Raw genomic sequence first — 25,736 nt, forward strand, 5'->3', positions numbered from 1 at the left:
TCCGGCCTAGAAGCATTGGGGGGCTGGGGGTAAGGGGTCAATGCGACAGACCGGACCTTTGGCGCGGCGCGCCAACTCAGTGACGCCAGCTTCGGTTGCAAATGGGGCGCTGTTTTGACCAAAATGCGGCAATGGAAAGAAAGGCAGTGTGCTTCACTTATTTGCACATAGGCTTGCTTTTTGTGCTGCCTGAGGCAAACTGTCACCCATCTGTCACAACCGGGAAGTCGGGGAAGTCTTGATGAGCGATCAGCCGGATTTGCCGCGCACGGATGCACCGCAGGCAAGCCATTCGGCGCCTATCGTCAGTCTACAGGACTATCGCCAGAGTCGTGATACGCTTCCGGTCACGTTTCACCGCAAGGAGCTCGATTCGATCCTGTGGATCTATGGACGCATGGTGGGCGAGGGCGAATGGCGCGACTACGCGATCGACCACCTCAAGGACAAGGCCGTCTTCTCAGTGTTCAAAAGATCCGGCGAACTGCCGCTATATCGCATCGAAAAAGATCCGAAACTCGCCGCCAGACAGGGCGCCTATTCAGTTATTCATACCAGCGGTCGGGTGCTCAAGCGCGGACACGAGCTGACGCAAGTGCTGAAGATCTTCGACAAGAAACTGAAGCTGGTGGAATAGACTGACCTCAGAACAGTGAGCCGGGATACGCCTTTTCGTCGGGGACCGTGGTGTTTCCGTCACCCAGCGGTAACTGCATCAGGACGGTGTCGAGCCACTGACCGTGCTTGAAGCCGGTCCCGACCAGCGTGCCTGTCATGACAAAGCCGCATCCACCGTGGAGACGAACCGAAGCCGGACTCGCGCCGCCGATGACGGCGACCATCTGTCGGAAGCCGAGCGCTGTGCAGCGCCATATCAGTTCCTTCAGCAGCGCTTTGCCGATCCCCCTGCCTTGCGCCTCGCGTGCGAGATATATGGAATCCTCGACGAGCCATCGGTAGGCGGGCCGCGTGCGGAACGCCGAGGCATAGGCATAGCCGAGGAGCGTGCCGTCCTCGTCGACGGCTGCGATATGGGGATATCCCTGTCCGGTTATCGTTGCGAAACGCGAGGCCATTTCCTCTTGTGTCGGCGGAACGAGTTCGTAGCTGGCAGTACCGGTCAGCACAGCATCGGCATAGATCGCTGCTATTGATACGACATCCGTCAACTGTGTATCGCGCAGAACAAAAGACATGGCAGGGACGCAGGAAAGAGGAAGCAATAACGGCATCTTCCACAAACATTATCGCGCCGCAAGATCGGCCTTGGGACCAGATAGAGAAAGGCCCGGCAAGTGCTCTGCCGGGCCTCCGAAGGATGAGTTAAGATCGTCCGAGACAGGCACGCTTACGCGTGGATATCGGTGTCTTTCGTTTCCCGAAGGAAGATCATGCCGATGACGAACGACATGCCTGCGATGACGATTGGGTACCAAAGGCCGTAGTAGATATCACCCTTGGCCGCGCTCATCGCGAAGGCCGTTGCCGGCAGCAAGCCACCGAACCAACCGTTACCGATATGGTAAGGCAGAGACATGCCGGTGTAACGGATACGGGTCGGGAACATCTCGACCAGCATCGCCGCGATCGGACCGTAGACCATCGTTACATAGATCATCAGGATCGTGAGGACGACAATCATACCCGTCCAGTTCACCGCCTGGGGATCAGCAACCATCTTGAAGGCACCGCCATTCGGAACGGTGTAGACAGCCATTTCGGTTGCACCCGCCGCCTCTTCCGCCGTCAAGAGTTTGTCCGTGACGAGCTGGCTCGTCGGGACCATCGTCTTCTCGCCGGCCCGAAGCGCTGCGGCGTCGAGATTAAGTTCCGGGTTGCCGGCAACGAATGCGTCGAGCTTGCTTTCAGGAACCTTGGCTGCAGCCCGAACCAACGGATATCCGTTGGCCTGCAGAGCCAGGTTAATACCCTTCTGCATCTTGCCGTCGAGGGACTTTGCCTGATCACCGGACTTCACGGCATCATAGCTTTCGACCGTGGCATCACCAATCTTGATAGTGGCGACCGAACCCGCAGGCCCGGCGACGACGTCATAGGGCACGGAGTTCTTCGTCAGCGTCGAGGTTGCGATGTCACAAGAGGTGGTGAACTTCGCAGTACCGGTCGGATTGAACTGGAAATTGCAGTCCTTCGGATCCGCAGTTACCGTCGCGCGAATACTCTCCTGCGCCTGTGCAAGGGCCGGGTTACCAAACTGGGTCATGGCCTTGAACAGAGGGAAGTAAGTGACGACGGCGAGCAACAGGCCGGCCATGATGATCGGCTTGCGGCCGATCTTGTCAGAGAGCCAGCCGAACACGACGAAGAAGAGGGTGCCGATCGCAAGAGCGATCGCGATCATGATGTTGGCGTCCTGAGGGTCGACCTTCAGCACGTTCTGCAGGAAGAACAGCGCGTAGAACTGGCCCGAGTACCAGACCACCGCCTGACCGGCAACGGCGCCCAGCAGCGCGAGAATAGCCACCTTGGCATTCTTCCACTGACCAAAAGCTTCAGAAATCGGAGCCTTGGACTGCGTGCCCTCTTCCTTCATTTTCTGGAAGGCCGGCGACTCGTTCATCTTCATACGAATCCAGACCGATACTGCCAGCAGCAACGACGAGAGCAGGAAGGGAATACGCCAACCCCACGCTGCGAACGCGTCCTTGCCCATCGCGGTTTGAATGCCGAGAATGATGAGCAGCGAAAGGAACAGACCTAGGGTCGCAGTGGTCTGGATCCAGGACGTGTAGAAACCGCGGCGACCATGCGGGGCATGTTCGGCGACATAAGTCGCGGCACCGCCGTATTCGCCGCCCAGAGCGAGACCCTGCAGCATGCGAAGCCCAATCAGGATGATGGGAGCGGCAATCCCGATGCTCGCCGATCCCGGCAGAAGGCCGACCAGGAAGGTCGACGCGCCCATGATCAAGATCGTGATCAGGAAGGTGTATTTGCGGCCAACGAGGTCCCCGAGCCGGCCGAACACCAGCGCACCGAACGGACGGACCAGAAAGCCCGCGGCGAAGGCGAGCAAGGTGAAGATGTTCCGGGTCGTCTCCGGATACTGCGAGAAGAAGGTCGCGCCGATGTAGATCGCAAGCGAACCATAGAGATAGAAATCATACCATTCGAAAACGGTGCCGAGAGACGATGCGAAAATGACTTTTCGCTCCTCTCGCGTCATGCCACGCGGCGCGCTGCCGACGGCTGCGACATTTGCCATTGTTGTTCCTCCACAAAGAAAACGCCCCCGGCCGCGACGCGCCCATTACTCCTCCGGGCAGAACCGTCGCGATAACGGATCGTTTACACACTGGCAGAAAACCACCGAAATCAAGAGAGATGCTTTGGAATTATGACTTTAGTCTAATGCGGCAGGTGGATAGTCGGAAGATTTTCAACAGGCGAGACGGCCGCGTGGTCTTTGGCAACGCCCTGGCTAGTGTCGGGCGCCTGGACCTGTTGCCTTGCGGCATGAGGTGCTGTTCCCGCGATTCGGATCCGTCACTAGCGGAAAGCGTCGTCGGCCGCTTATCAGCGGCTGCAGAAATGGTGTCGGGTTGCAACTACAGGACGGCCCGTTCACTCATCGGGAAACGCAGCATGACGACTGTCTCACGCTTCCACTTGACTCCGCCGGAAAACGCCTTAATAGCTCGGCCGGAAAAGGGATCCTTATGCATTACTTCGGTCTGCCTATCGCCGCAGTGTCCGACCTGGCCAATCTGGCCGGGCAAAATGCATTTGCTTTCCGTTCATCCACAACCAAGGCCAAAACGACGACGAAAACCGTCTGACGTCTCTGGCCTCCGCTCTCTCCCCGGCAAGGTCGGGGACACGGAAACAGAGCGCTTGCCGCATGTTTCCCCTCACCCAGTCGTGGAGAGAAAGAAAGAGAGCAGGAAACATGGGTTTCAAGATTGCAGTTGTAGGCGCCACCGGTAATGTCGGGCGGGAAATGCTTGGCATTCTCGCGGAGCGCGGCTTTCCGGCAGACGAAGTTGTTGCCCTCGCGTCGGCCCGCTCGCAGGGCACGGAAGTGTCCTTTGGCGACAGGACGCTGAAGGTACAAAACCTCGAGAACTACGATTTTTCCGACACCGATATCTGCCTCATGTCGGCAGGCGGCACGATCTCACAGAAGTGGTCGCCGAAGATCGGGGCGCAGGGTTGCGTCGTCATCGACAACTCGTCCGCATGGCGCTATGACGCCGACGTTCCGCTGATCGTACCGGAAGTGAACCCGGACGCCATCGTCGATTTCAAGAAGCGCAACATCATCGCGAATCCGAACTGCTCGACCGCCCAGCTGGTCGTCGCCCTGAAGCCGCTTCACGACGCGGCAAAGATCAAGCGGGTGGTCGTATCGACCTACCAATCGGTTTCGGGCGCCGGCAAGGAAGGTATGGACGAACTCTTCAGCCAAACTCGCGCCGTGTTCGTCGCCGATCCGATCGAAGCGAAGAAGTTCACGAAGCGAATCGCCTTCAACGTCATTCCGCACATCGACGTTTTCATGGAGGACGGCTACACCAAGGAAGAGTGGAAGGTTCTCGCTGAAACCAAGAAGATGCTCGATCCTGCGATCAAGGTAACTTGTACCGCCGTGCGCGTTCCTGTGTTCATCGGCCATTCGGAATCGGTGAACATTGAGTTCGAGAACGAAATTACGGCCGATCAGGCCCGCGACATCCTGCGCGAGGCCCCTGGTTGCCTGGTCGTCGACAAGCATGAGAACGGCGGTTACGTCACCCCGGTCGAGTGTGCCGGGGAAGATGCGACCTATATCTCCCGCATCCGCGAGGACGCCACAGTCGAGAATGGCCTCAATATGTGGATAGTGTCCGACAATCTCCGCAAGGGCGCGGCGCTCAATGCAGTTCAGATTGCGGAGCTGCTCGTCAATCGAGGCCTGCTGAAGCCGAAGAACGCCGCGAAATAGTGGATGTGGGTTCGCGCCGTCGCCGGTCCTGGCCGGCGGCGGGTGCGGCATCTGAGACGGCGCTCTCAAGTAACTGGCAAGTTCGAAACTACTGCGTGACAGAATCAATACCGGCTGGCATGTTCGCTCGCAAGGTTCAGGACGCAGAAAACGAGGTCTCTATGCAATTCTCAAGGTTTGCTACGACTGCTTTTCTGGCAATGGTTGTGGGCGGCGCGACCGTCAGCAGCGCCGGCGCGGCTCAGTGCGGCAAAACATCCGCCGGATTCTCTGACTGGATTCAGGTGTTCAAGCAGGAAGCGGCTACGCAGGGTGTGAGTGCAAGGTTGCTGGACCAGGTTTTCGCGACCGTCTCCTATAACACCAACACCATTCGGGCGGATCGCGGCCAGAAGAGCTTCAAGCTCTCTTTCGATCAATTCATGAAGAAGCGCGGCGGTTCGGTCATTATTTCTCGCGGCAAGGCAATGAAGAAGAACAATGCCTCGCTGTTTTCAAGGATCGAGAGCAAATACGGAGTCCCCGCTGGTCCACTGATCGCCATCTGGGGCATGGAGACGGGCTTCGGTGGATACATGGGCAACGAGCACACGCTCTCCGCCGTTGCCACCCTCGCCTATGACTGCCGGAGGACTGATTACTTCACCGATCAGCTTTATGCCGCACTCCAGTTGGTCGGAAGCAAGTCCTTGGCCCTCAACGCAAGAGGCGCCGCTCACGGCGAAATTGGCCAGACACAATTCTTGCCGCGCAACGTCGTCCGTTTCGGTGCCGACGGCGATGGGGACGGCCGCATCGACCTGGTGCACTCACGCGCTGATGCCCTGGCCTCGACCGCCAATTTTCTGCGCGGTCACGGCTGGCAGCCCGGCGCGGGGTATCAGCCGGGCGAACCTAATTTTGGAGCGCTCCAAGGCTGGAACGCAGCCTCCGTCTACCAGCAGGCCATCGCCTATATCGGAGCGCAGATCGACGGGCAGTAGGGCCTAGAATTCGAGGCGCTCGAAATCGCGCGTCTCGCGGTTCATGATCCAGAGTTCGCCATTACCGATGTCGAACCAGGCGCCGTGAATATTAAGCTTTCCGCGCTCCTCGAGAATCTTCACACAGGGAAAACTCTTGAGGTTTGCAATTGAGTTGCGGATCGAGATGCGCTCCAACGCAGTCTGCCGCTCGCCTGCCGTCATGACGGAGTTCGTCTGAATCTGCTCGGCGGCGGGTTTCAGCAGTCCCATCCACTTGCCGATGAAGTCACCGGGAGAAAGCGGCTCCGCATTCGGGTCGAGCGCGGCGCGAATGCCTCCGCACCGTCCATGGCCCATCACGATGATATCGCGCACTTTCAGGGCCTGCACGGCGAACTCGAGTGCTGCCGACGTCGCATGATAATGGCCGTCAGGCTCGTAGGGAGGAACCATGTTCGCGACGTTACGGACCACGAAAAGCTCACCCGGACCGGCATCGAAAATGGTTTCTGGAGCCGCCCGAGAATCGCAACAGGCAATCACCAATGTTTGGGGTTTCTGACCCGTCTCGGCCAGAACGCGGTAACGTTCGCGCTCATCGACGTAGCGCCCGGTCATAAAGTTGCGATAGCCGGCAACGAGAGAGTCTGGAAAACGCAGCATGTGCATTGAATTATAATGGTCTGAAATGAGATGCAATCCGCTCTAGCAACATTCTTGCAAGAGTTGCCGGGGCGCGTGTACTCCCGTCGCTCAAGAGGAGGGTTTGGTCTTCAAAGCGGGGTGCATAATTCGCCGAATCTGCACAAGCGCCATCGGCGACATCAAGCTCGACGCATCGCTTTCCAGCGTCAGCTCGTCGCTCCCGCGTTTCATCGTTCGCGCCAGCACCTCGTAAACACCCGCAGTCGCCAGCTGAAGTGCCCGCTCTTCGGGAACCCCGGAGAGAAGGCGGGCAAGGAAGATTGCGGCGAGAAGATCGCCCAGGCCATTCGGCGGATTTTCGATCCATCGGTGCTCCGCCAGCAAAGCATGTCGGCCGGTAAGCAGAAGATTGCCGACCCCGCCCGCCATCATCGGCACCGCCGACGTCACCAGCATACGCGCTGGACCGAGCGACAAGGCCGCATCGATGATGTCGGCGTTGGTTTCGAGCGGGCTCCCCGCCATCCAGCCAAGCTCATACCGATTGGGTGTTGCAATCGCGGCAAGCGGAATCAGGTTGTCGCGTATTCCCTCCGCAGTATCCTCAGGAACATAGAGACCGCCTACATCCCCCATGACCGGGTCGCAGAGATAAATGAGATCCGGATTTCTCGCCTTAATCGCCGTGATGAGGCGGGCGACGGAACGGGTCTGTGCAGCGCTTCCAAAATAGCCGGTCAGTATTGCGCCCACTTCGGAAATCCACGGCGCGCCGATCAGGTCATCGATCATCTTGTCGAAACTATCGTCCGGAAAAGAAAGCCGCGTCGCCTTCCCGTGCCCCGGGTGCCACGGCAGGACGACGGTCGGCACAGCCCAGACGGGATACCCGAGCGTTTCCAGCGCAAAGACGGCGGCCCGGTTGCCGACGGATCCGCGAACCACGTGACTGGAAATGACGATCACCGCGCTGGCAGGGCTCTTACTCATGACCAATGTCCTTCACCCACGATTTTTGTCGTCAAATAGCCACAAAATCGCAAAATTGCACCGTAGCTTCTCATTTCATATGCGATTTGTGTGGCATTCTTAAACGAGTCGGTATTAAACAGCGCTTATACGAGTCACGTTGTAGGCTGGAGCATAAGGGAGGAAAGGCTCGATGGTCGCAAGCAGGAAATCCAAGCGAGATTATAATTGGGAGCTGACCCACGGACGGCTTGAGGAACTGGGGAAGCCTTTCATCGATCCGGATATTTTGTTTAGCCGCGCCAGCGCGGACGACCTCGCCCTCTACACGCCTGAAATGCTTGCTTTTTCGGCTGTACGGGCGGCGGAAGACGTCGCGAGCTGGGACGGACACGAGCCGAAGATCACGATTGAGCGTGTGCCCGGCGTTGAACACTCAGGTATACCGGCGAGCGTGCTCTCTATCGTAGATCGCAACAAACCGTTCCTTTACGACTCAGTTATGGGCGAGGTTACCAGCCTCTATCGCGACATCTTCCTTGCAATTCACCCCATCCTCGTGACGGAGCCGAACAAGACTGTCGAGCTCTTCCGACCGGACAAGCCAACCGATCCGGCGCATCGGGTCAGCTACATTCAGCTCCATCTTGCACCACTCACGAACGAACAGGCCGACGCGCTGAGAGAGCGCCTCGCCTTCGTCCTCGAGCAGGTTCGCATGGCCTCGAGCGACTGGCAGGCCATGCTCGCGGTCCTGGAGACGTCGATGGAGGAAGTGAGACAACTTGCTCCCGGTCGCCGGCAGGCCGAACGCGACGAAGCGCTCGCGTTTCTTGACTGGCTCAGGAATGACAATTTTACCTTCCTCGGTATGCGGGAATACGTCTACACGGGAGACGGTCCGGACGGCAAACTCGAGCGGGGCAAGGGGCGCGGCCTCGGCATTCTCGCGGACCCCGAGGTTCTCGTTCTCCGTCACGGCAAGCAAGCGGTCACGACCACACCGGAAATCCTGGAATTTCTGCAGGGTCCGGATTTTCTCATTGTCACCAAGGCGAATGTGAAATCGGTCGTGCACCGGCGGGCGTACATGGACTACGTCGGCGTGAAGCGTTTCGATGCATCCGGAAAGGTGGTGGGGGAGCTTCGCATCGTTGGCCTCTTCACCGCCACCGCCTACACCCGCTCGGTAAGCCAGATTCCGTTGCTGCGAGCCAAAGTCGAAAAGGTGGTCGAACACTTCGGCTTCGACCCGCAAAGCCATTCCGGCCGCATGTTGCAGAACACGCTCGAATCCTATCCGCGTGACGACCTTTTCCAGATCGACGCAGAATTGCTTGCCCGGTTCTGCGAGCAGATCAACGATCTCTCCGAGCGTCCGAGAGTCCGCGTCCTGCCGCGTATCGACCATTTCGACCGGTTCGTCTCCCTGATCGTCTACGTCCCCCGAGAAGATTACAATTCTCTCGTGCGCGAGAAAATCGGAAACTACTTCAAGGATGCCTATCAGGGTCATGTCTCGGCCTACTACCCGGCGTTTCCTGAGGGAGGGGTCGCGCGCGTCCATATCATTATCGGCCGCAACGAAGGCAAGACGCCCCGCATACCGCAGGCACGGCTTGAAGAAGAGGTCCGCGCGATCACCGCGCGCTGGACGGACCGGTTTGCGGTACTCGCGGGGTCGAATGCTCCGGCGCTTGCCGTCACCCAGGCGTATCAGGAGGCCTTCACTCCCGAAGAGGCGGTGGCCGATCTGCAGCACATCAATGCCTGCCTCGATGGTCGGCCCGTCAGTATCGGCTTCCATAAGCAGGCGTCGGAGAAAGGAAGTCTGCTCTATCTCAAAATTTTCCACGCCGGAGAACATCTGCCGCTGTCGCGGCGTGTGCCACTTCTGGAGAACCTCGGCTTCGGCGTCATCAGTGAACGTACCTTCGACATCCATGTCTCAGCGGCGGAGAGCCGTAAGCTAGTCGTATTGCACGACATGGAGCTGGAAGTCAGGGGCGGCGGCGCATTCGACATCGATCGCGATGGAAAATTGCTGGAAGACGCATTCCTCGGTGCCTTCATTGGCTCGATCGGCAACGATACCTTCAACCGTCTGGTCATGACCGCAGGACTGACCGCTCGAGAGGTCACGGTTCTGCGCGCCTATGCGGCGTATCTCCGCCAGTGCGGAATCGTCTATTCGCAAAATCACATTGCCGAAACGCTTAACAAATATCCGCAGATCGCTGCGTCGATCTTCAGGCTGTTCAGTGACATCTTCGATCCCGCACTCAGCGAGAAGAGTAGACAGCGAAAGATCAATGACAGCCGAAAGGAACTGCTCGACGCGCTCGTTGCCGTACCCAGCATTGATGAAGACCGCATTCTTCGCCGCTATCTGAACGCCGTAGATGCGACGCTCCGGACGAATTTCTTCCAGAAGACCTCAAGTGGCGTACCTCGCCCCATGCTCGCCTTCAAGTTCGATCCGCAGCGTCTGGAAGGGCTGCCGGAACCTCGCCCGTTCCGCGAGATCTTCGTCTATGGCGTAGAAGTGGAAGGCGTCCACCTCAGGTTCGGCAAGGTCGCGCGTGGCGGGCTGCGCTGGTCCGACCGCGCCCAGGACTACCGAACGGAGGTGCTGGGGTTGGTAAAGGCCCAACAAGTCAAGAACGCCGTGATCGTGCCGGTGGGCGCCAAGGGCGGCTTCTTCCCCAAACAGCTCCCGGCGAGCGGAAGCCGCGACGAGTATCTCAACGCAGGCAAGGAAGCCTACAAGACCTATGTCACGACACTGCTGTCGATCACCGACAACATTCAGGCTGGACAGATTGTGCCGCCGGCGGACACGGTACGGCTTGATGATGACGATCCTTACTTCGTCGTTGCCGCCGACAAGGGTACCGCGACATTCTCCGATACGGCAAACGCCCTCGCGCGTGCGGCCGGCTTCTGGCTGGACGACGCGTTCGCGTCGGGCGGTTCCGCCGGTTACGACCACAAGAAGATGGGCATCACGGCGCGAGGTGCCTGGGAAGCAGTCAAACGGCATTTCCGCGAGATGAACATCGACATACAGACGACACCCTTCACGGTCGCGGGGGTCGGCGACATGTCGGGGGATGTTTTCGGCAACGGGATGTTGCTCTCCGAAAAAATCCGTCTCGTCGCAGCATTCGATCACCGCGACATCTTTATCGACCCGAATCCGGATACAGACCTCTCCTTTGCCGAGCGCAAACGGCTGTTCGCCCTGCCGCGATCGAGTTGGCAGGATTACGATCGCAAGGCACTTTCAAAAGGCGCGATGATCATTTCCCGCGCGGTCAAATCCGTAGACCTGACGGCGGAAGCGGCCGAAGCGATCGGCCTCGAAAAAACGACCGCGACGCCCTTCGAAATCATGACGGCGATCCTAAAGGCACCAGTCGACCTTCTCTGGTTCGGAGGCATCGGTACGTACATCAAGGCCGCAGGGGAAACGGATGCAGAGGTCGGCGACCGAACCAACGATGCGATCCGCGTGAACGGAAACGAAGTTCGCGCCAAGGTTATCGGCGAGGGGGCAAACCTCGGTGTGACCCAGCGTGGGCGGATTTCCTATGCTCTCAGCGGCGGACGCCTGAATTCAGACGCCATCGATAATTCCGCAGGCGTGAACTCCTCCGACGTCGAGGTCAACATCAAGATCGCGTTGGCGCCGGCGGTTGCGGAAAATCGCCTCACCATGGCCAAGCGCGACAGGCTGCTCGCCGACATGACCGACGAAGTCGCATCCCTCGTTCTGCGCAACAATTATCTGCAGCCGCTGGCGATCTCGCTGACGGAGCGGAAGGGCGTTCGCAACCGGGAGGAACTGAGTCGCCTGATGTCTTCACTCGAGGCAGCGGGACGGCTCAATCGCAAGGTAGAGACCCTGCCGGATGACAATGCACTTGCCGAGCGCTATGCCGAAGGCAAGGCACTGACTCGTCCCGAGATAGGCGTTCTGCTCTCCTACGCCAAGATCGTTCTCTTCGATTCACTGGTGGCGTCGGACCTGCCGGATGACCCGTATTGCACGACAACGCTCTTCAACTATTTCCCCGCGAAAATGCGCAAGGCCTTTGCTGCGGAGATCGCCGGGCACCGCTTGCACAGGGAGATCGTTGCCACGGTGCTGGCCAACCACGTTATCAATCGCGGTGGTCCTGGCTTTGTCGTCACCACAGCGGACGCGACCGGTGTTCTTCCGGCAGATGTAGTCAAGGCGGCTCTGCTTGTGAGGGATGGTCTCGACCTCACCGATCTGTGGGGGCGCATCGACGCGCTGGACGCCAAGGTGCCCGGAGAGCTGCAGAACAGGCTCTATGCGGCCGTGGAAGATGTCTACACCGGCGTGTCACGTCTGCTCGTCGAGACCGGGCTGTCAGGAGGCGGGATCACCGAAGCTCTTGCCCGACTCAAGACGACCGTCAAGTCACTGAAGCAGTCGTTTGGAACCGCGCTGCCGCAGGACCTGCGTCAACGGCTCGACAGGGAAATTGCCGAGCTCGTGCAGGCAGGGACGCCGGAGGATCTTGCCGGTGACGTTGTCCGCTTGTCGGTCCTGTTGCTGGTGCCGGAAGTCATGCAAATTTCCGGGCGAACGGGCGCAACGATCACGCGCACCGTCAGCAGCTACTTCGCAGTCTCCGGGGCTTTCAGCATCGAACGCGTCCTTGCCGCGGCCAACCGCGTCTCCACGGCCGATCACTACGAAAGCCTCTCGCTGACCCGCAGCATTCATCAGATCGGTGCGGCGAGGCGTGACATCGTTGCCGAGGCGCTGTCGCGTTACGCGACGGAAAGGGATCCAATTGTTGCGTGGCGACGGGCCGATCAGCAGCGTATCGACCGGCTTGTCACCGAGCTGGTTGCGATCACCGAGAGCGGTGATCCTAGCCTCTCCAAAATTGCGGTTGCCGCGGGCCTTCTGACAGACCTTGCGCACGGAAAAACAAGGTGACACTCTCCCCCGAAACATCGGGGGAAGAGTTGGTGGCGCTTGAAACGGAGATGTCGGTAGCGGGAACCGCAAGGGTACCCGCCCGAGGAATTTGGGGCTGGATGCTGTTCGACTGGGCAGCCCAGCCCTTTTTTACGGTGGTGACGACGTTCATCTTCGGACCCTACTTCGTCTCGCGGATGACCTCCGACCCGGTCTCCGCCCAGGCGACATGGAGCAACACGGCGACGATCGCATCGATCATCATCGCCGTTCTCTCTCCTGTCCTCGGGTCAATTGCGGATCAGTCCGGCAGCCGCAAACCGTGGATCGGCTTCTTCGCCATCATAAAGATCATCAGCCTAGGCCTGCTCTGGACCGCTGCTCCGGGCTCGCCGGTTGTCGTCCCCGTCATTCTGATTATCCTCGCCACGGTGTCGGCTGAGTTCTCCGTCGTCTTCAACGATTCGATGATGCCGCGTCTCGTCACCCCGCAGACGGTGGGCCGAATCTCAAACCTCGCCTGGGGTCTCGGCTATCTCGGCGGGATCATCGTGCTCATCGCGGTGGTAACCCTGCTGGCAGCGAACCCGGAGACCGGAATGACGCTGATCGGCCGACCGCCGCTTTTCGGACTGGATCCGGTTACCGGCGAGGATGCACGCATCACAGGCCCGATATCGGCTCTCTGGTATTTCGTTTTCATCCTGCCGATGTTCTTCTTCACCCCGGACGCGACCAAGGGAAAGCCGCTCGGCGAGGCGGTGAAAGCCGGATTGAACGAACTCGGCAATACGCTTGGCGAGCTGAGGGCAAGGGCCGGCCTTGCCCGGTTCCTGATCGGACGCATGATCTACCAGGATGGTGTGAACGGCCTGGTGGTGCTTGGCGGCGTCTTTGCGGCCGCCATGTTCCAGTGGTCCACGATGGAAATCGGGCTCTACGGAATAATCCTGAATGTCGTCGCGATCTTCGGCTGTCTGGCAGCCGGTTCGATCGACCGCCGGTTCGGCGCGAAAATCACAGTGCTTCTCAGCGTCGTCATGCTGATGGTTGCCACTTTCGGCATCATCTCGACCGGCCCGGGCTACACGCTCTTCGGCATCGTCGATCTCTCCGCGATGTCCACACCGGGCATTTTCGGGACAGCCGCAGAAAAAACCTATATCCTGTTCGGTGTTCTTATCGGACTCGCCTTCGGCCCCGTTCAGGCCTCGTCCCGATCCTATCTCGCCCGCAGCGTTTCCCCGGAAGAAGCAGGGCGCTATTTCGGCATCTATGCGCTGTCCGGTCGCGTCACGAGTTTTATGGCTACCCTGAGCTTCTCGATGCTGACCTACTGGACCGGCTCGCCGCGAGTTGGCATGGCAAGCATTCTGATTTACCTCGGCGTCGGATTCATCGTGCTGCTTGCCACGCCTTACCCGGCCGGCGGTAATCCGGCAACCAGGCCAAAATAAAAGGAGCCCGGCTGAAGCCGGACTCCAGAATGGCGACAGGGTTGCCGTGATCAGTGACGGAAGTGCCGAATGCCGGTAAAGACCATCGCCACGCCATGTTCGTCGGCTGCTGCGATCACTTCCTCATCACGCATCGAGCCGCCCGGCTGGATGACAGCCGTCGCGCCTGCCGCGATGGCGGCGAGCAATCCATCGGCAAAGGGATAGAAGGCTTCCGAGGCAACTGCTGAACCCCTCGTCAATGGCTGTGCAAGGCCGAGTGCCTTGGCCGCGTCTTCGGCCTTCATGGCGGCGATGCGAGCGGAATCGACTCGGCTCATCTGGCCCGCGCCGATACCCGCCGTCTGTCCGTCCTTTGCGTAGATCACCGCATTCGACTTCACGTGCTTGGCGATCTTGAACGCGAATTTCATGTCGTCGAGCTCGGTCGGCGTCGGCGCCCGTTTGGTGACGACACGCAGATCGAGATCTTCGACGACAACATTGTCGCGAGACTGGACCAACAACCCGCCGGAAACGGTCTTCGCCGTGATGCCGGCCGCTCGCGGATCGGGCAGACGACCCGTCGTCAGGAGGCGAAGATTTGCTTTCCGGGCGATGATCGCCTTGGCTTCGTCAGTGACATTAGGCGCAATGATCACCTCGGTGAACAGCTTTACAATCTCTTCAGCCGTCGCGGCGTCGAGCGTCTGGTTGAGTGCGATGATGCCGCCGAAGGCAGAAACGGAATCACAGGCAAGTGCTCGCTTGTAAGCTTCGACGAGAGACGAGCCGGTCGCGACGCCGCAGGGATTGGCATGCTTGATGATCGCGCAGGCAGGCCCGTTATCGGGTGTAAACTCGGCGACCAGCTCGAACGCCGCGTCGGTGTCGTTGATGTTGTTGTAGGAGAGCTGTTTGCCCTGCAGCAGGGTAGCGTTCGCGACGCCCGGACGATCGTCGCCGGTGACGTAGAATGCCGCGCTTTGATGCGGGTTTTCGCCGTAGCGCATCTTCTCCTTCAGAACGCCGCCGATCGTGCGGTACATCGGAACATCGATCGAAAGGGCAACGGCAAACCAGTTGGAGATCATCGTATCGTAGGCAGCCGTCCGGGCGAAAGCCTTCGCCGCGAACTGCTGGCGAAGCGCGTAGCTCGTCTGACAATCGTCGGACGTGAGCGCCGCAAGCAGAGGCTCGTAATCCGCGGGATCGGTGACGATCGTCACATAGGAATGGTTCTTCGCCGACGCCCGGATCATCGCCGGGCCTCCGATGTCGATGTTCTCGACGGTCGTCGGATAGTCCCCGCCGGCGGCTCGAACCTCCTCAAACGGATAGAGATTGATGACGGTGAGGTCGATGGCTTCGATGCCGTGCTCACGCATCGCCTGCTGGTGCTCGACATCGTCGCGGATCGCGAGAAGACCGCCATGAACGCGCGGATGAAGCGTCTTCACCCGCCCGTCCATGATTTCCGGAAATTCGGTGACGTCGGTAACGTCGGTCACCGGCAGGCCGGCACCGGCAATCGCCTTGTGAGTACCGCCGGTCGACAGAAGTCGTACACCCATGGCGTTCAGCGCTCGGGCCAGCTCGACGATGCCTGTCTTGTCTGAGACCGAGAGAAGAGCGGTTTGGATTCTGACCCGGTCGGGAGCGGGTATTTTCTTGGAAACGACGGCCATGGTTTCTGCTCCAATCTGATGGGCGTGCTGCGGCAGCGCGGAAGATAGCATGTGTGGCAGCCGCCTAGCACAGCTTGCAGCGAGAGGAAACCAGCCTAAGTCTTATGTGTGAGAAACCAGCGGATTTCCGGGCCCTCAAATGCAATTTCGAGCTGTTCGGAGGAGCGCGCACCCGATGCGTCGGCGAAAAAGACGTCCTCGCCAATAGCCACCTCGCCCGTCGGAACTGAGAACACCCAGGTCTCACCATCTGGAGCGATCAGATGAACAGCACGATCGTCTACCTGTTCGAGGCGCACCGCCGGATGGATATGGAAACGGCCGAGGCTTTCAGGTGGCGGTGCGCTTTGCAGCGGCTCGCCACCGGGCAGCAGAAAACGGTCACGCCCCGCGACCTTCGTGCCTGCCTCGTTCAACCGCAACTCCCGCTCATGCCAAAGGCCGAAATTGAGGAGATAGCCGTTATGGCGGGCACAAAGCCGATCGCTCCCGTCGGCTGCAGTTTGTCGTGTCACCTCGACGGCGGTTACACCCGACACCATCAAAGGACCGAGGAAGGGGGAACGCGAGATCCTCGCCGAAGATGTCTCGCCAACCGAAACTGTCGAATGCGCGGCGGTCGTCCGCGCGAGCTGGCGCAGCTTCTCGCCAGCAAAGCGGGGAGAGCCACTGTTGACAATGAGACGATGCCGCCCCGAGGAAAACTCGAAGGAGAGACAGCCGGCATGGGCTGTCTTCGACAGCTCCGTCGATCGCGGATAGCCGGTGTCGACGAGGATTACGGCCGAACCACCGGAGAGCCTGTGATACTGCGAATGTGGCAGCGACTTGAAGGGTTGCCCGGCCGTCTCGTCGTAGCGCAGCACTGACATCAGTTCATTGGCGAGAATTGAGGTCGCGCCGTTGAAGAGAGCGAGATCACCACTGCCGTGCCGAAAGAAGCGCACTGCAGGGTACATCCTGTCGATGGCCGGAATGAGTTTTACCGGTATGTCATGGCCAAGATTGATGTAGGTCTGACGCAGAGGCAGGAGATCGAACAAGAGGTCCACCGCCGCGTTCGGATTGCGCGAAATATGACCGCCGTCCGGCAGAATCTGCCGGTCCAGCTCCCGGTCGAGATGCCGCGCCGCCCGACGAGCGGAAATGCCCCGCATCTGCATTGAGATGGAAGCCATCGCGAGTGCGATCCGGACCCTTAGTCTCGGCAGCCCATCCGGTACGTGATCGGCGATCTGGTTGAGATAGCGGATCTGGAAAGCGAGGCTCCCAAGGAAACGTCTGTAGAAACCACCTTCAGCATCCTGCAGGACGACCGGCGAATGCGACAACCAGGCGATCACCCGCTGGGCGATCACGTCGGCGTCCCACGGAACTCCGCTGATGCGGGTGCCATGTAATCGGATCCACTCATCGACAATGGCCCGAGCATTGGCGCAGGCGCCCGGTGACTTGTCGGCACGGACGTGCCTGAGCCAGGCGAAGGAATGCAGGCGGACGGCAAATGATGAAGAAGGCGCCTCGAGCTCGAAAGGCGACCGGTCCCCCGCATCCAGGATCTTTCCCGCGAGCGGAAAGCGCCGAACGAGGATTTCCTCGGCAACGAAGGGGTCGACGATCCTGAGGTCAGTGGGTGCGACGATCAGACGACCGGATCCCGCACCTGCAAAGCGCAGGGCTGAGATGTGACCGATCGCAATCTGCCGGGAAATCCGTCTCCACGCTTCACGGAGGTAAAGATAGACCAGCCTTTGGCGTTCCGTGAATCGCATTGTTTTTCCATGACAGCACGGCCGCACTGAAATCGGACGAAGAACGGGGCCTCGCCGCTTCGTACCCACGAAATGCATGCGCATCAACGACCCGCGCGCTGAGCGATTTAGCCGTTATCCACCGGATGATGGCAATGATTTTGGTAAATATTCCGTTAATCTCGCGAGAGAACACATGCGTAGAACCCGTCGAGCCCACCTTCGGTGCCCTCCGGTTGCAGCATTGCCGGCGTGGTTCGCAACTCCCCAAGGGGAGTGACAGCTTCCTCCAGCCCCGGCCAGTCGGCAGCAAGGATCGACTCCCGGCGATAACCAGGCGTGTCGGCGAGGACGCGCGCGACAACCTCTTCTCCCTCAGAAGGATCGAGCGAGCAGTTCGAAAAAACGAGACGGCCGCCGCGGCGAACCAGTGTCAGGGCATGCCGGAGAAGCGTTTCCTGCAGACTGGCGAGTTTTGCGACGTCCTCCGGGCCTTTGGTCCAGAGCACGTCAGGGTGCCGTCGCGCCGTACCTGTTGACGAGCAGGGCGCGTCGAGCAACACGCCGTCGAAGAGTTCGGCCGGCCGGAAGTCAAGCAGATTGGCGTTCACGCATTCGCACTCGAGGTGCAAACGGGCCAGATTGCCCTTCAGTCGCCGCATGCGGTTTTCCGACTGCTCAACAGCAGTGACGGTAGCTCCGGCCTGAATGAGTTGCGCAGTCTTTCCGCCGGGTGCCGCGCAGAGATCGGCCACCCGTTGACCGGCAACGTTACCGAGAAGCCGGGCAGGCAGAGCGGCTGCCGCATCCTGGACCCACCATTCGCCATCGGAGAAACCTTCAAGAGTGGGAATTCCACCACGAAATCCGGCAAGCCGAATGCTGCCCGTCGACAGAACACATCCATTGAGACGCTCTGCCCAACCTTGAGGATTGCTCTTCACCGTGAGATCTATGGGGGCAGGACGGCTTTGGGCGTCGGCTATTCGTGCCGCTGCATCAGCCCCATACACAGCCACAAGACGATCGAAGAACCATTTCGGCGTCGAGGGAAGCGAAGCGACACTCGCGAGTTGCGCCGCCTTCTCCCGTCCCAGCCGCCGCAGGACGGCATTGACGAGCTTTGCAAACCGCCTGTTGCGAGGGTCCCGTGTCGACTGTTCGACAGCAAGGTCGACGGCAGAATGGTCCGGCACGTCGAGATAGAGCATCTGCGTCATCGCGACCACGAACAAGTGGTGTAAGGAACGGGCACCTTCCGGCAGCGGCGAGTCGAGAAGCGACGAAAGAATCGCTTCGATTCGCGGCAAATGTCTGAGCGCAGCCTGCAATATTGCCCGGACCAGGGCACGATCCGGCTCGATGAGCGCTCTGTACGCCGGATTGCCGTGCTCCGCATCCAGCATACCGTCCAGAGGTGTCCGGCGATCGACCACAGCCGCAAGGATCTTGGCGGCCGCTATTCTCGCGTCCAGCCCGGCTTTGTCTTCCAACGTAGGTCGGCGACGATCAGGATGACTGTCCTTGTTTCTTGCCTTGCCGACTTTGGCATTCTTATTCTTGTCTCTGTCGTTCAAGACCACGGTCCCTTGGGCGGTTGCGAACCAACGCGGCCACGCCCGGTATCCGGAACAGAGCGCGACCTGCGGCTCGGCTTAACAGCGGAATTGGACCACGTCGATACCGGCCCTGTGCTTTCCGCCATCCGCATTAGCTCCGCGATGCGGTTTTCCGTGTTTGGATGGGTCGAAAAAAGGTTGTCCATCCGTTCACCGCTCAAGGGATTGATAATGAACATATGCGCCGTCGCAGGATTACGTTCGGCATCGTCATTGACTATCCGGGCGCTGTCGCTCGCAATCTTGCGCAGGGCTGACGCAAGCCACCGGGGATCGCCGCAGATTTCGGCGCCACGACGGTCCGCGGCATACTCACGGGTACGGCTGATCGCCATCTGAACCAACATGGCGGCAAGCGGTGCAACGATCATAGTGACAAGCAATCCCACCACGCCGAGGGGGTTGTTCTCGTCGCGGCGACCGCCGAAGAAGAAGGCGAAATTACCAAGCATGGAAATCGCGCCGGCAAGCGTCGCGGTAATCGTCATAGTCAGCGTATCTCGGTTTTCGACATGCGCAAGTTCATGCGCCATGACACCGGCCACTTCTTCCGGAGTCAGGCGATTCAGAAGGCCGGTGGAGGCGGCTACGGCCGCGTTCTGCGGATTGCGTCCGGTGGCAAACGCGTTCGGCTGCGGACTGTCGAAAACATAGACGCGCGGCATCGGCAGACTCGCCCGGTGCGCCAGGTCGCGGATGATCCGGAAGAATTCCGGGGCGTTATTCTCGTCGATCTCCTGCGCCCGGTAAGCGGCGAGCACCATTCGGTCGGAGTTCCAATAGGAAAAGAAGTTCATGCCGGCGGCGATCATCAGCGCGATGATCATGCCGCTCTGACCACCTATCAGGTAGCCGACGCCCATGAATAGCGCCGTCATAAACGCAAGCAGCATCGCGGTACGCATGAAGTTCATGTTTTGCTCCTCAGGCTTTCTGCAGTTGGACATCACCGGCTGCAGCAGCTACATTATGATTTAAAATTTCAGCAGGCGATTTCAATGTCTGCTGAACGCCAACACATCCGGATACGAACGGACATGACACTCTCGCAGGACCAGCAGCATCCCTCCTCAGACAACAGCCCGACTGTGGAACATCCGGTAAAGAAAGAGCTCTCTGCCCCGGCCATACGTGCTCTGAAAGAGGCCGAGGAGAGGCGCCGCAGTGAAACTACGGTAGAACCCGCAAAGGAGATCGGTGGGCGAGGTGGCCCTGATCCTGCGCGTTTTGGCGATTGGGAAATCAAGGGGCGTGCGATCGACTTCTAATGCAGAATAAATACCTATTGTCGACGTCCGAGAAACGGAATATATTCCTTTCATGCGCTCGACTTCCCTTTCCTCCCTCCTGCTGCTGCTGGCCGTGTCAAGTGGGCATCACGCGGCAGCTTCCGAGGATCACCTGATCTCAGGGCCTGTGGAAGCAAAGCTCATTCGCGTCGTCGATGGAGATACGCTTCTGGTCAGTGCCGCTCCGTGGCCCGAACATAGTATCGAGACCTACGTCCGGTTGCGTGGGATTGACGCACCGGAACTGCATGCGAAGTGCGAAGCGACCCGGTTTGCTGCGCAGCAGGCGCGAGATGGCCTGTCGAAGCTCCTCACCACGAAGATTTCGCTGCTCGCCATCTCGGGTGACAAGTATTACGGCCGGGTGCTTGCCGACATTCGCCTGGAGGATGGGCGAAGCGTCGCGGACGTCTTGCTCGCCTCCGGCCTTGTTGAATCATATGACGGCGGCCGCAAGCATCTGCACCCTTGCTAGCCAGGAAAACGAAAGGCCGCCCCACGGCATCGTGGGACGACCTTTTTGAACTCTCGCGTCAGATCATCTACTGACCGTTACGGTTCTGCCGGTTGGCAATCAGGTCGTCAACGACACCCGGATCCGCGAGGGTCGACGTATCGCCGAGCGAGCCAAAATCGTCTTCAGCGATCTTACGCAAGATGCGCCGCATGATCTTGCCGGAGCGAGTTTTCGGCAGCCCCGGGGCAAACTGGATCTTGTCCGGCGTGGCGATCGGACCGATTTCCGCACGTACGTGCTTCAGCAGGTCCTGACGCAGGGCATCGTCGCCGGCGTGATCCGCCATCAGCGTGACGTAGCAATAGATGCCCTGGCCCTTGATCGGATGCGGATAACCGACCACCGCTGCCTCGGAGACCAGATGGTGCGACACGAGGGCGGACTCGACTTCGGCGGTACCAAGTCTATGACCGGATACGTTGAGAACGTCGTCCACGCGTCCAGTGATCCAGTAATAGCCGTCTTCGTCGCGGCGGCAACCGTCGCCGGTGAAGTACTTGCCTTTGTAGGTCGAGAAGTAGGTCTGCGCGAAGCGGTGATGGTCACCATAAATCGATCTTGCCTGACCCGGCCAGCTGTCGACGATGCAGAGATTGCCGTCGGCGGCCCCCTCAAGCACATTGCCCTCGTTGTCGACGAGCTGTGGCTTGATCCCGAAGAACGGACGCGTTGCGGAGCCGGGCTTGAGATCGGTGGCGCCCGGCAACGGCGTGATCAAAATGCCACCCGTTTCCGTCTGCCACCAAGTATCCACGATCGGGCAACGCTCGTCACCCACCGTGTTGTAGTACCACTCCCAGGCTTCCGGATTGATCGGCTCGCCGACCGAGCCCAGCAGACGGAGGCTCGAACGGCTCGAACGCTTCACAAAGTGATCGCCGGCTCCCATCAGGGAGCGGATTGCCGTCGGAGCGGTGTAGAAGACGTTCACCTTGTGCTTGTCTATCACTTCCCAGAACCGGCCCTGATCAGGGAAGTTCGGCACGCCTTCGAACATCAACGTTGTCGCACAGTTCGCAAGTGGTCCGTACACGATGTAGGAGTGGCCTGTCACCCAACCGACGTCCGCCGTACACCAATAGATCTCGCCGTCCTTGTAATCGAACACGTATTCGTGCGTCATCGCGGCATAGACGAGATAGCCGCCGGTCGTATGTACCACGCCCTTCGGCTTACCAGTCGAACCGGAGGTATAGAGAATGAAGAGGGGGTCTTCAGCTCGCATTTTAACCGGCGGGCAGTCAGGTTTCACCTTGGCAATTTCCTGGTGATACCAGAGGTCGCGGCCTGGAGCCCACTCGATCTTGCCCCCGGTCCGGCGAACAACAAGGACCTTGTTGACGATGACGAACTGCTTCGCGGCGATATCGATCGCCGTATCCGTATTCTCTTTCAGTGGCACCGGTTTGCCACCCCGAAGCCCCTCGTCGCATGTGATGACGAAGGTCGATTCGCAGTCAACGATGCGGCCGGCCAGCGCCTCGGGCGAGAACCCGCCGAAGACCACCGAATGTACGGCGCCGATGCGGGCGCAGGCCAGCATGGCGTACGCCGCTTCCGGAATCATCGGCATATAGATGGTGACGCGATCACCCTTTTTGACGCCGTTGGCTTTCAGCACGTTTGCAAGGCGGCAAACCTGTTCGTACAATTGGTTGTAGGTGATTTTCTTGTCGATGTACGGGTTGTCACCTTCCCAGATGATTGCCGTGCGCTCGCCGTGGGTTTTCAGGTGACGGTCGATACAATTGTACGAAACGTTCGTCAGGCCGTCTTCATACCACTTGATCGAAACCTTGCCCTTAAACGTCGTATTCTTGACCTTCGTGTAAGGTTTGAACCAGTCGATCCGCTTGCCGTGCTTATCCCAGAACTTCTCCGGATCCTCAGTGCTCTCCTCATACCACTTCAGGTATTTTTCGTTGTCGACCAAGGCTCGGCTCTTCGCCGCCTTTAGGACCGGATAGATTTTGGCTGACATGAACTCCTCCTCATGTAGAGACGCCAACTGGTCTGAACGCCGAACTCCCGTTTTCGGCCGTATGTGCCACATTCATAGCAGGTCATACAGACCCAGCAATTAGACAAAGGTCATCCGTTTTAGGAAGAATTGCAATTGCCGTTTAATGAGGGTATACAGCTCATTATTCTCCGGAAATTGTGGTTGATACCCACGGCCCGCGGCCCCCGGCGCGGACGCAAAGAAGGACTATTTCCATGGCTCAGACATTGCTCATGCCAAAGGCAACGGCCGTATGGCTGGTCGATAACACGGCATTGTCATTCGATCAGATCGCACAGTTCTGCAAGCTTCACCCGCTTGAGGTCAAAGCCATCGCAGACGGCGAAGCAGCGCAAGGCATCAAGGGCCTGGACCCGATCGCAACCGGACAGCTTTCCCGTGAAGAGATTGCACGCGCAGAAGCGGATCCGAACCACAAACTGAAGCTGCAGGAGCCGAAGGTCCGCGTTCCGGATTCCAAGCGTCGTGGACCCCGCTACACGCCCGTCTCCAAACGCCAGGATCGGCCAAACGCCATTCTCTGGCTCGTGCGCAACCATCCTGAGTTGAAGGATGCGCAGATTTCGCGGCTGGTCGGAACCACCAAGAGCACAATTGAACAGATTCGTGACCGGACCCACTGGAACTCGGCGAACCTTTCGCCGATGGACCCGGTCACCCTTGGCCTCTGCAGCCAGATTGATCTCGATATGGAAGTCGAGAAGGCATCCAAGGGCCGGCCGCTACCGACCGCTGCAGAACTCGGAGCAACCCTGCAGTCGGCGACAGAGACTGAAAACCTCGGCTATGACTTCTCTCAGGATGAGGAGAAGGAAATTGACGCCAATGCGGTTTTCGCCAAGTTGAAATCGCTGAAGTCGGACCGCAAGGACGACGACGAAGACGATCTCTACTGAGCCGCTTCTATCGACTGATACTTCAAAGCCCCGCGAGTCGCGGGGCTTTTTGTTTTTGCAACGTCGCTGTCACGACGGCACTAGCGCTCAACCGTGACCGTGCTGCCTGAGGACGGTGCTGATCTCATCAAGAATCGCGGGATCATCGATCGTAGCCGGCATTTTCCAGGGTAGCCCGTCCGCGATCTTCTGCATTGTCCCGCGCAGGATCTTACCGGATCGGGTTTTCGGCAGGCGCTCGACCTTCATCACGGTCTTGAACGCCGCCACCGGGCCGATCTCGTCGCGGACAAGCTGAACGACTTCGCGCTGTATGACTGAGAAGTCACGTGAGACATTGTTCTTCAGCACCAGGAAGCCGCAAGGAATCTGCCCCTTGAGGTCGTCGGCGATACCGATGACCGCGCATTCGGCGACATCCGGATGCATCGCGCAGACCTCTTCCATCGCACCGGTAGAAAGACGGTGGCCGGCACAGTTGATGATGTCGTCCGTACGGGCCATGACGAAGACGTAGCCGTCGTCATCGACGATCCCCGCGTCAGCGGTCTTGTAATACCCCGGGAACTCCTCGAGACAGGAGGAACGGAAACGTTCCTCCGCATTCCAGAAGGTCACAAGGCAACCGGGAGGCATAGGAAGCTTCACGACAATATTGCCGAGCGTCCCTTTGCGCACGGGGTGTCCGGCATCGTCGAGCACGTCGATCGCATATCCGGGCATCGCCACGGTAGGAGAGCCATATTTGACCGGCAGAAGGCCGAGACCTGCGGGATTGGCTGCCATGGGCCAACCGGTTTCCGTCTGCCACCAGTGATCAATCACCGGAACCTCGAGCATCCTCTCCGCCCATTTGATGGTTTCAGGGTCGGCCCGTTCGCCGGCAAGAAACAACGAACGGAGACCAGAGAGGTCGTAACGCCGGATATGGTCGCCGTCTGGATCATCACGACGGATGGCGCGGAAAGCAGTGGGCGCGGTGAACAGCGCCTTTACGTCGTGCTCGGAAACGACACGCCAAAAGGTTCCGGCATCGGGCGTGCCGATTGGCTTGCCTTCGAAGATGACCGTCGTGTTTCCAGCGAGAAGAGGCCCATAGACGATGTAGGAATGACCGACGACCCAGCCGATGTCCGATGCCGCCCAGAAGACTTCGCCGGGAGCGACCCCGTATATGTTCTCCATCGTCCACTGTAGCGCAACCATATGCCCGCCGTTGTCGCGAACGACGCCCTTCGGTTGCCCCGTCGTACCTGACGTATAGAGAACATAGAGCGGATCGGTCGCGAGCACCGGTTCACACCGGATATCGGTGCCGTTCGCGCGTTCGACGTCAACAGCCTTCGCGAAGTCGACGTCGCCATGCTCGTACCGGAGCGGTGCATGCAACTGGTCGCGTTGCAGAACGAAGCAATACTCGGGCTTTACCTGCGCCATGTCGATCGCGTGATCGAGAAGTGGCTTGTACGGCACAATACGCCCAGGCTCGAGACCGCAGCTCGCGCTGATGATCACCTTCGCCTTCGAATCGTCGATACGGGTGGCAAGTTCATGGGCAGCAAAGCCGCCGAATACAACCGAGTGAATCGCTCCCAGCCGCGCGCAGGCAAGCATGGAGAAGACCGCTTCCGGGATCATCGGCATGTAGATGATGACGCGATCACCCTTAGTGACGCCATGGTTTCTGAGGACGGCGGCAATCGCCGTCACTTCCGTCAACACCTCGTTATAGGTAAAGCTTCTCTTCTCACCCGTCATCGGGCTGTCGTAGATGACGGCAGCCTGCTCGCCACGGCCAGCGGCGACATGCCGATCGAGACAGTTGTGGCAGGTGTTCGTCTCCGCGCCGACGAACCAGCGACCATACGCGCCCATGTCCGCGTCAAATACCTTATCGGCAGGGCGAAACCAGTGGATCTTGGCCGCTTGTTCACCCCAGAACGCTTCCGGATCACGCTCCCACGAGCGATAGGTATCGAGGTACTTGCTCTCCATGACGTCCTCCCGAACCAACTCTTTGCAAGATTGGCGGG

General features: G+C 59.3%; 18 protein-coding genes. 8 read left to right on the top strand and 10 right to left on the bottom strand.

Annotated elements, in window-relative coordinates; translation table 11 throughout:
- Positions 1–241: 241 nt before the first annotated feature.
- Positions 242–637: a DUF2794 domain-containing protein gene (locus tag EUU22_RS21745; protein ID WP_129334053.1), complete on the top strand. Its 396-nt coding sequence runs from the start codon at positions 242–244 to the stop codon at positions 635–637.
- 7 nt (positions 638–644) lie between these two features.
- Here EUU22_RS21745 and EUU22_RS21750 read toward each other — a convergent pair whose 3' ends face one another.
- Together EUU22_RS21750 and EUU22_RS21755 are read right to left on the bottom strand one after the other, a co-directional pair.
- Positions 645–1,196 (bottom strand): GNAT family N-acetyltransferase, encoded by a 552-nt coding sequence (locus EUU22_RS21750; protein WP_129334054.1) that lies wholly within the window; start codon positions 1,194–1,196, stop codon positions 645–647.
- A 152-nt stretch (positions 1,197–1,348) separates the two neighbouring features.
- Entirely contained in the window at positions 1,349–3,226 is a 1,878-nt protein-coding gene (locus tag EUU22_RS21755) for an MFS transporter (protein WP_129334055.1), read from the bottom strand.
- Positions 3,227–3,910: 684 nt separating this feature from the next.
- On the opposite strand from EUU22_RS21755, the gene EUU22_RS21765 reads away from it, so the two are divergent.
- The gene (locus EUU22_RS21765; protein WP_129334057.1) at positions 3,911–4,945 is read left to right on the top strand and encodes an aspartate-semialdehyde dehydrogenase; all 1,035 of its coding nucleotides are present in this window, start codon (positions 3,911–3,913) and stop codon (positions 4,943–4,945) included.
- Positions 4,946–5,145: 200 nt separating this feature from the next.
- Entirely contained in the window at positions 5,146–5,928 is a 783-nt protein-coding gene (locus tag EUU22_RS21770; protein WP_245485239.1) for a lytic murein transglycosylase, read from the top strand.
- 3 nt (positions 5,929–5,931) lie between these two features.
- Here the strand turns inward: EUU22_RS21770 and EUU22_RS21775 are convergent, their stop codons facing one another.
- Positions 5,932–6,573, bottom strand: coding sequence for a carbonic anhydrase (locus tag EUU22_RS21775; RefSeq protein ID WP_165351258.1), 642 nt, complete (start codon positions 6,571–6,573; stop codon positions 5,932–5,934).
- 90 nt (positions 6,574–6,663) lie between these two features.
- Positions 6,664–7,545, bottom strand: coding sequence for a pyridoxal kinase PdxY (gene pdxY / locus EUU22_RS21780; RefSeq protein WP_129334059.1), 882 nt, complete (start codon positions 7,543–7,545; stop codon positions 6,664–6,666).
- Positions 7,546–7,717: 172 nt separating this feature from the next.
- Here pdxY and EUU22_RS21785 point away from each other — a divergent pair, with 172 nt between their 5' ends.
- Entirely contained in the window at positions 7,718–12,502 is a 4,785-nt protein-coding gene (locus tag EUU22_RS21785; protein ID WP_129334060.1) for an NAD-glutamate dehydrogenase, read from the top strand.
- Positions 12,503–12,552: 50 nt separating this feature from the next.
- A complete protein-coding gene (locus tag EUU22_RS21790) occupies positions 12,553–13,941 on the top strand; it encodes an MFS transporter (RefSeq protein ID WP_129334156.1) in 1,389 nt (462 codons plus the stop codon).
- 50 nt (positions 13,942–13,991) lie between these two features.
- Here EUU22_RS21790 and purH read toward each other — a convergent pair whose 3' ends face one another.
- From purH to htpX, 4 genes are all read right to left on the bottom strand, one after another.
- A complete protein-coding gene (gene purH, locus EUU22_RS21795; RefSeq protein WP_129334061.1) occupies positions 13,992–15,608 on the bottom strand; it encodes a bifunctional phosphoribosylaminoimidazolecarboxamide formyltransferase/IMP cyclohydrolase in 1,617 nt (538 codons plus the stop codon).
- Positions 15,609–15,703: 95 nt separating this feature from the next.
- Positions 15,704–17,380, bottom strand: a complete 1,677-nt coding sequence (locus tag EUU22_RS21800) for a heparinase II/III family protein (protein WP_129334062.1) — start codon at positions 17,378–17,380, stop codon at positions 15,704–15,706.
- Between the two features lie 155 nt (positions 17,381–17,535).
- Complete coding sequence (locus tag EUU22_RS21805) at positions 17,536–18,942, bottom strand: RsmB/NOP family class I SAM-dependent RNA methyltransferase (RefSeq protein WP_439329178.1); 1,407 nt, start codon at positions 18,940–18,942, stop codon at positions 17,536–17,538.
- A complete protein-coding gene (gene htpX / locus EUU22_RS21810) occupies positions 18,933–19,892 on the bottom strand; it encodes a zinc metalloprotease HtpX (RefSeq protein WP_129334064.1) in 960 nt (319 codons plus the stop codon). Before htpX ends, EUU22_RS21805 begins: the two co-directional genes overlap by 10 nt.
- 123 nt (positions 19,893–20,015) lie before the next feature.
- On the opposite strand from htpX, the gene EUU22_RS21815 reads away from it, so the two are divergent.
- Complete coding sequence (locus EUU22_RS21815) at positions 20,016–20,246, top strand: DUF1674 domain-containing protein (RefSeq protein ID WP_129334065.1); 231 nt, start codon at positions 20,016–20,018, stop codon at positions 20,244–20,246.
- A 52-nt stretch (positions 20,247–20,298) separates the two neighbouring features.
- On the top strand, positions 20,299–20,742 hold the full coding sequence (locus EUU22_RS21820) for a thermonuclease family protein (RefSeq protein ID WP_129334066.1): 444 nt from the start codon (positions 20,299–20,301) through the stop codon (positions 20,740–20,742).
- A gap of 67 nt (positions 20,743–20,809) precedes the next feature.
- Here the strand turns inward: EUU22_RS21820 and acs are convergent, their stop codons facing one another.
- Entirely contained in the window at positions 20,810–22,765 is a 1,956-nt protein-coding gene (gene acs, locus EUU22_RS21825) for an acetate--CoA ligase (RefSeq protein WP_129334067.1), read from the bottom strand.
- A gap of 236 nt (positions 22,766–23,001) precedes the next feature.
- Here acs and EUU22_RS21830 point away from each other — a divergent pair, with 236 nt between their 5' ends.
- Entirely contained in the window at positions 23,002–23,703 is a 702-nt protein-coding gene (locus tag EUU22_RS21830; protein WP_129334157.1) for a DUF1013 domain-containing protein, read from the top strand.
- A gap of 87 nt (positions 23,704–23,790) precedes the next feature.
- On the opposite strand, the gene EUU22_RS21835 is transcribed toward EUU22_RS21830, so the two are convergent.
- The gene (locus tag EUU22_RS21835) at positions 23,791–25,698 is read right to left on the bottom strand and encodes a propionyl-CoA synthetase (RefSeq protein WP_129334068.1); all 1,908 of its coding nucleotides are present in this window, start codon (positions 25,696–25,698) and stop codon (positions 23,791–23,793) included.
- Positions 25,699–25,736 lie beyond the last annotated feature (38 nt).

This window comes from Ciceribacter ferrooxidans (assembly GCF_004137355.1).
GTDB lineage: Bacteria > Pseudomonadota > Alphaproteobacteria > Rhizobiales > Rhizobiaceae > Allorhizobium > Allorhizobium ferrooxidans.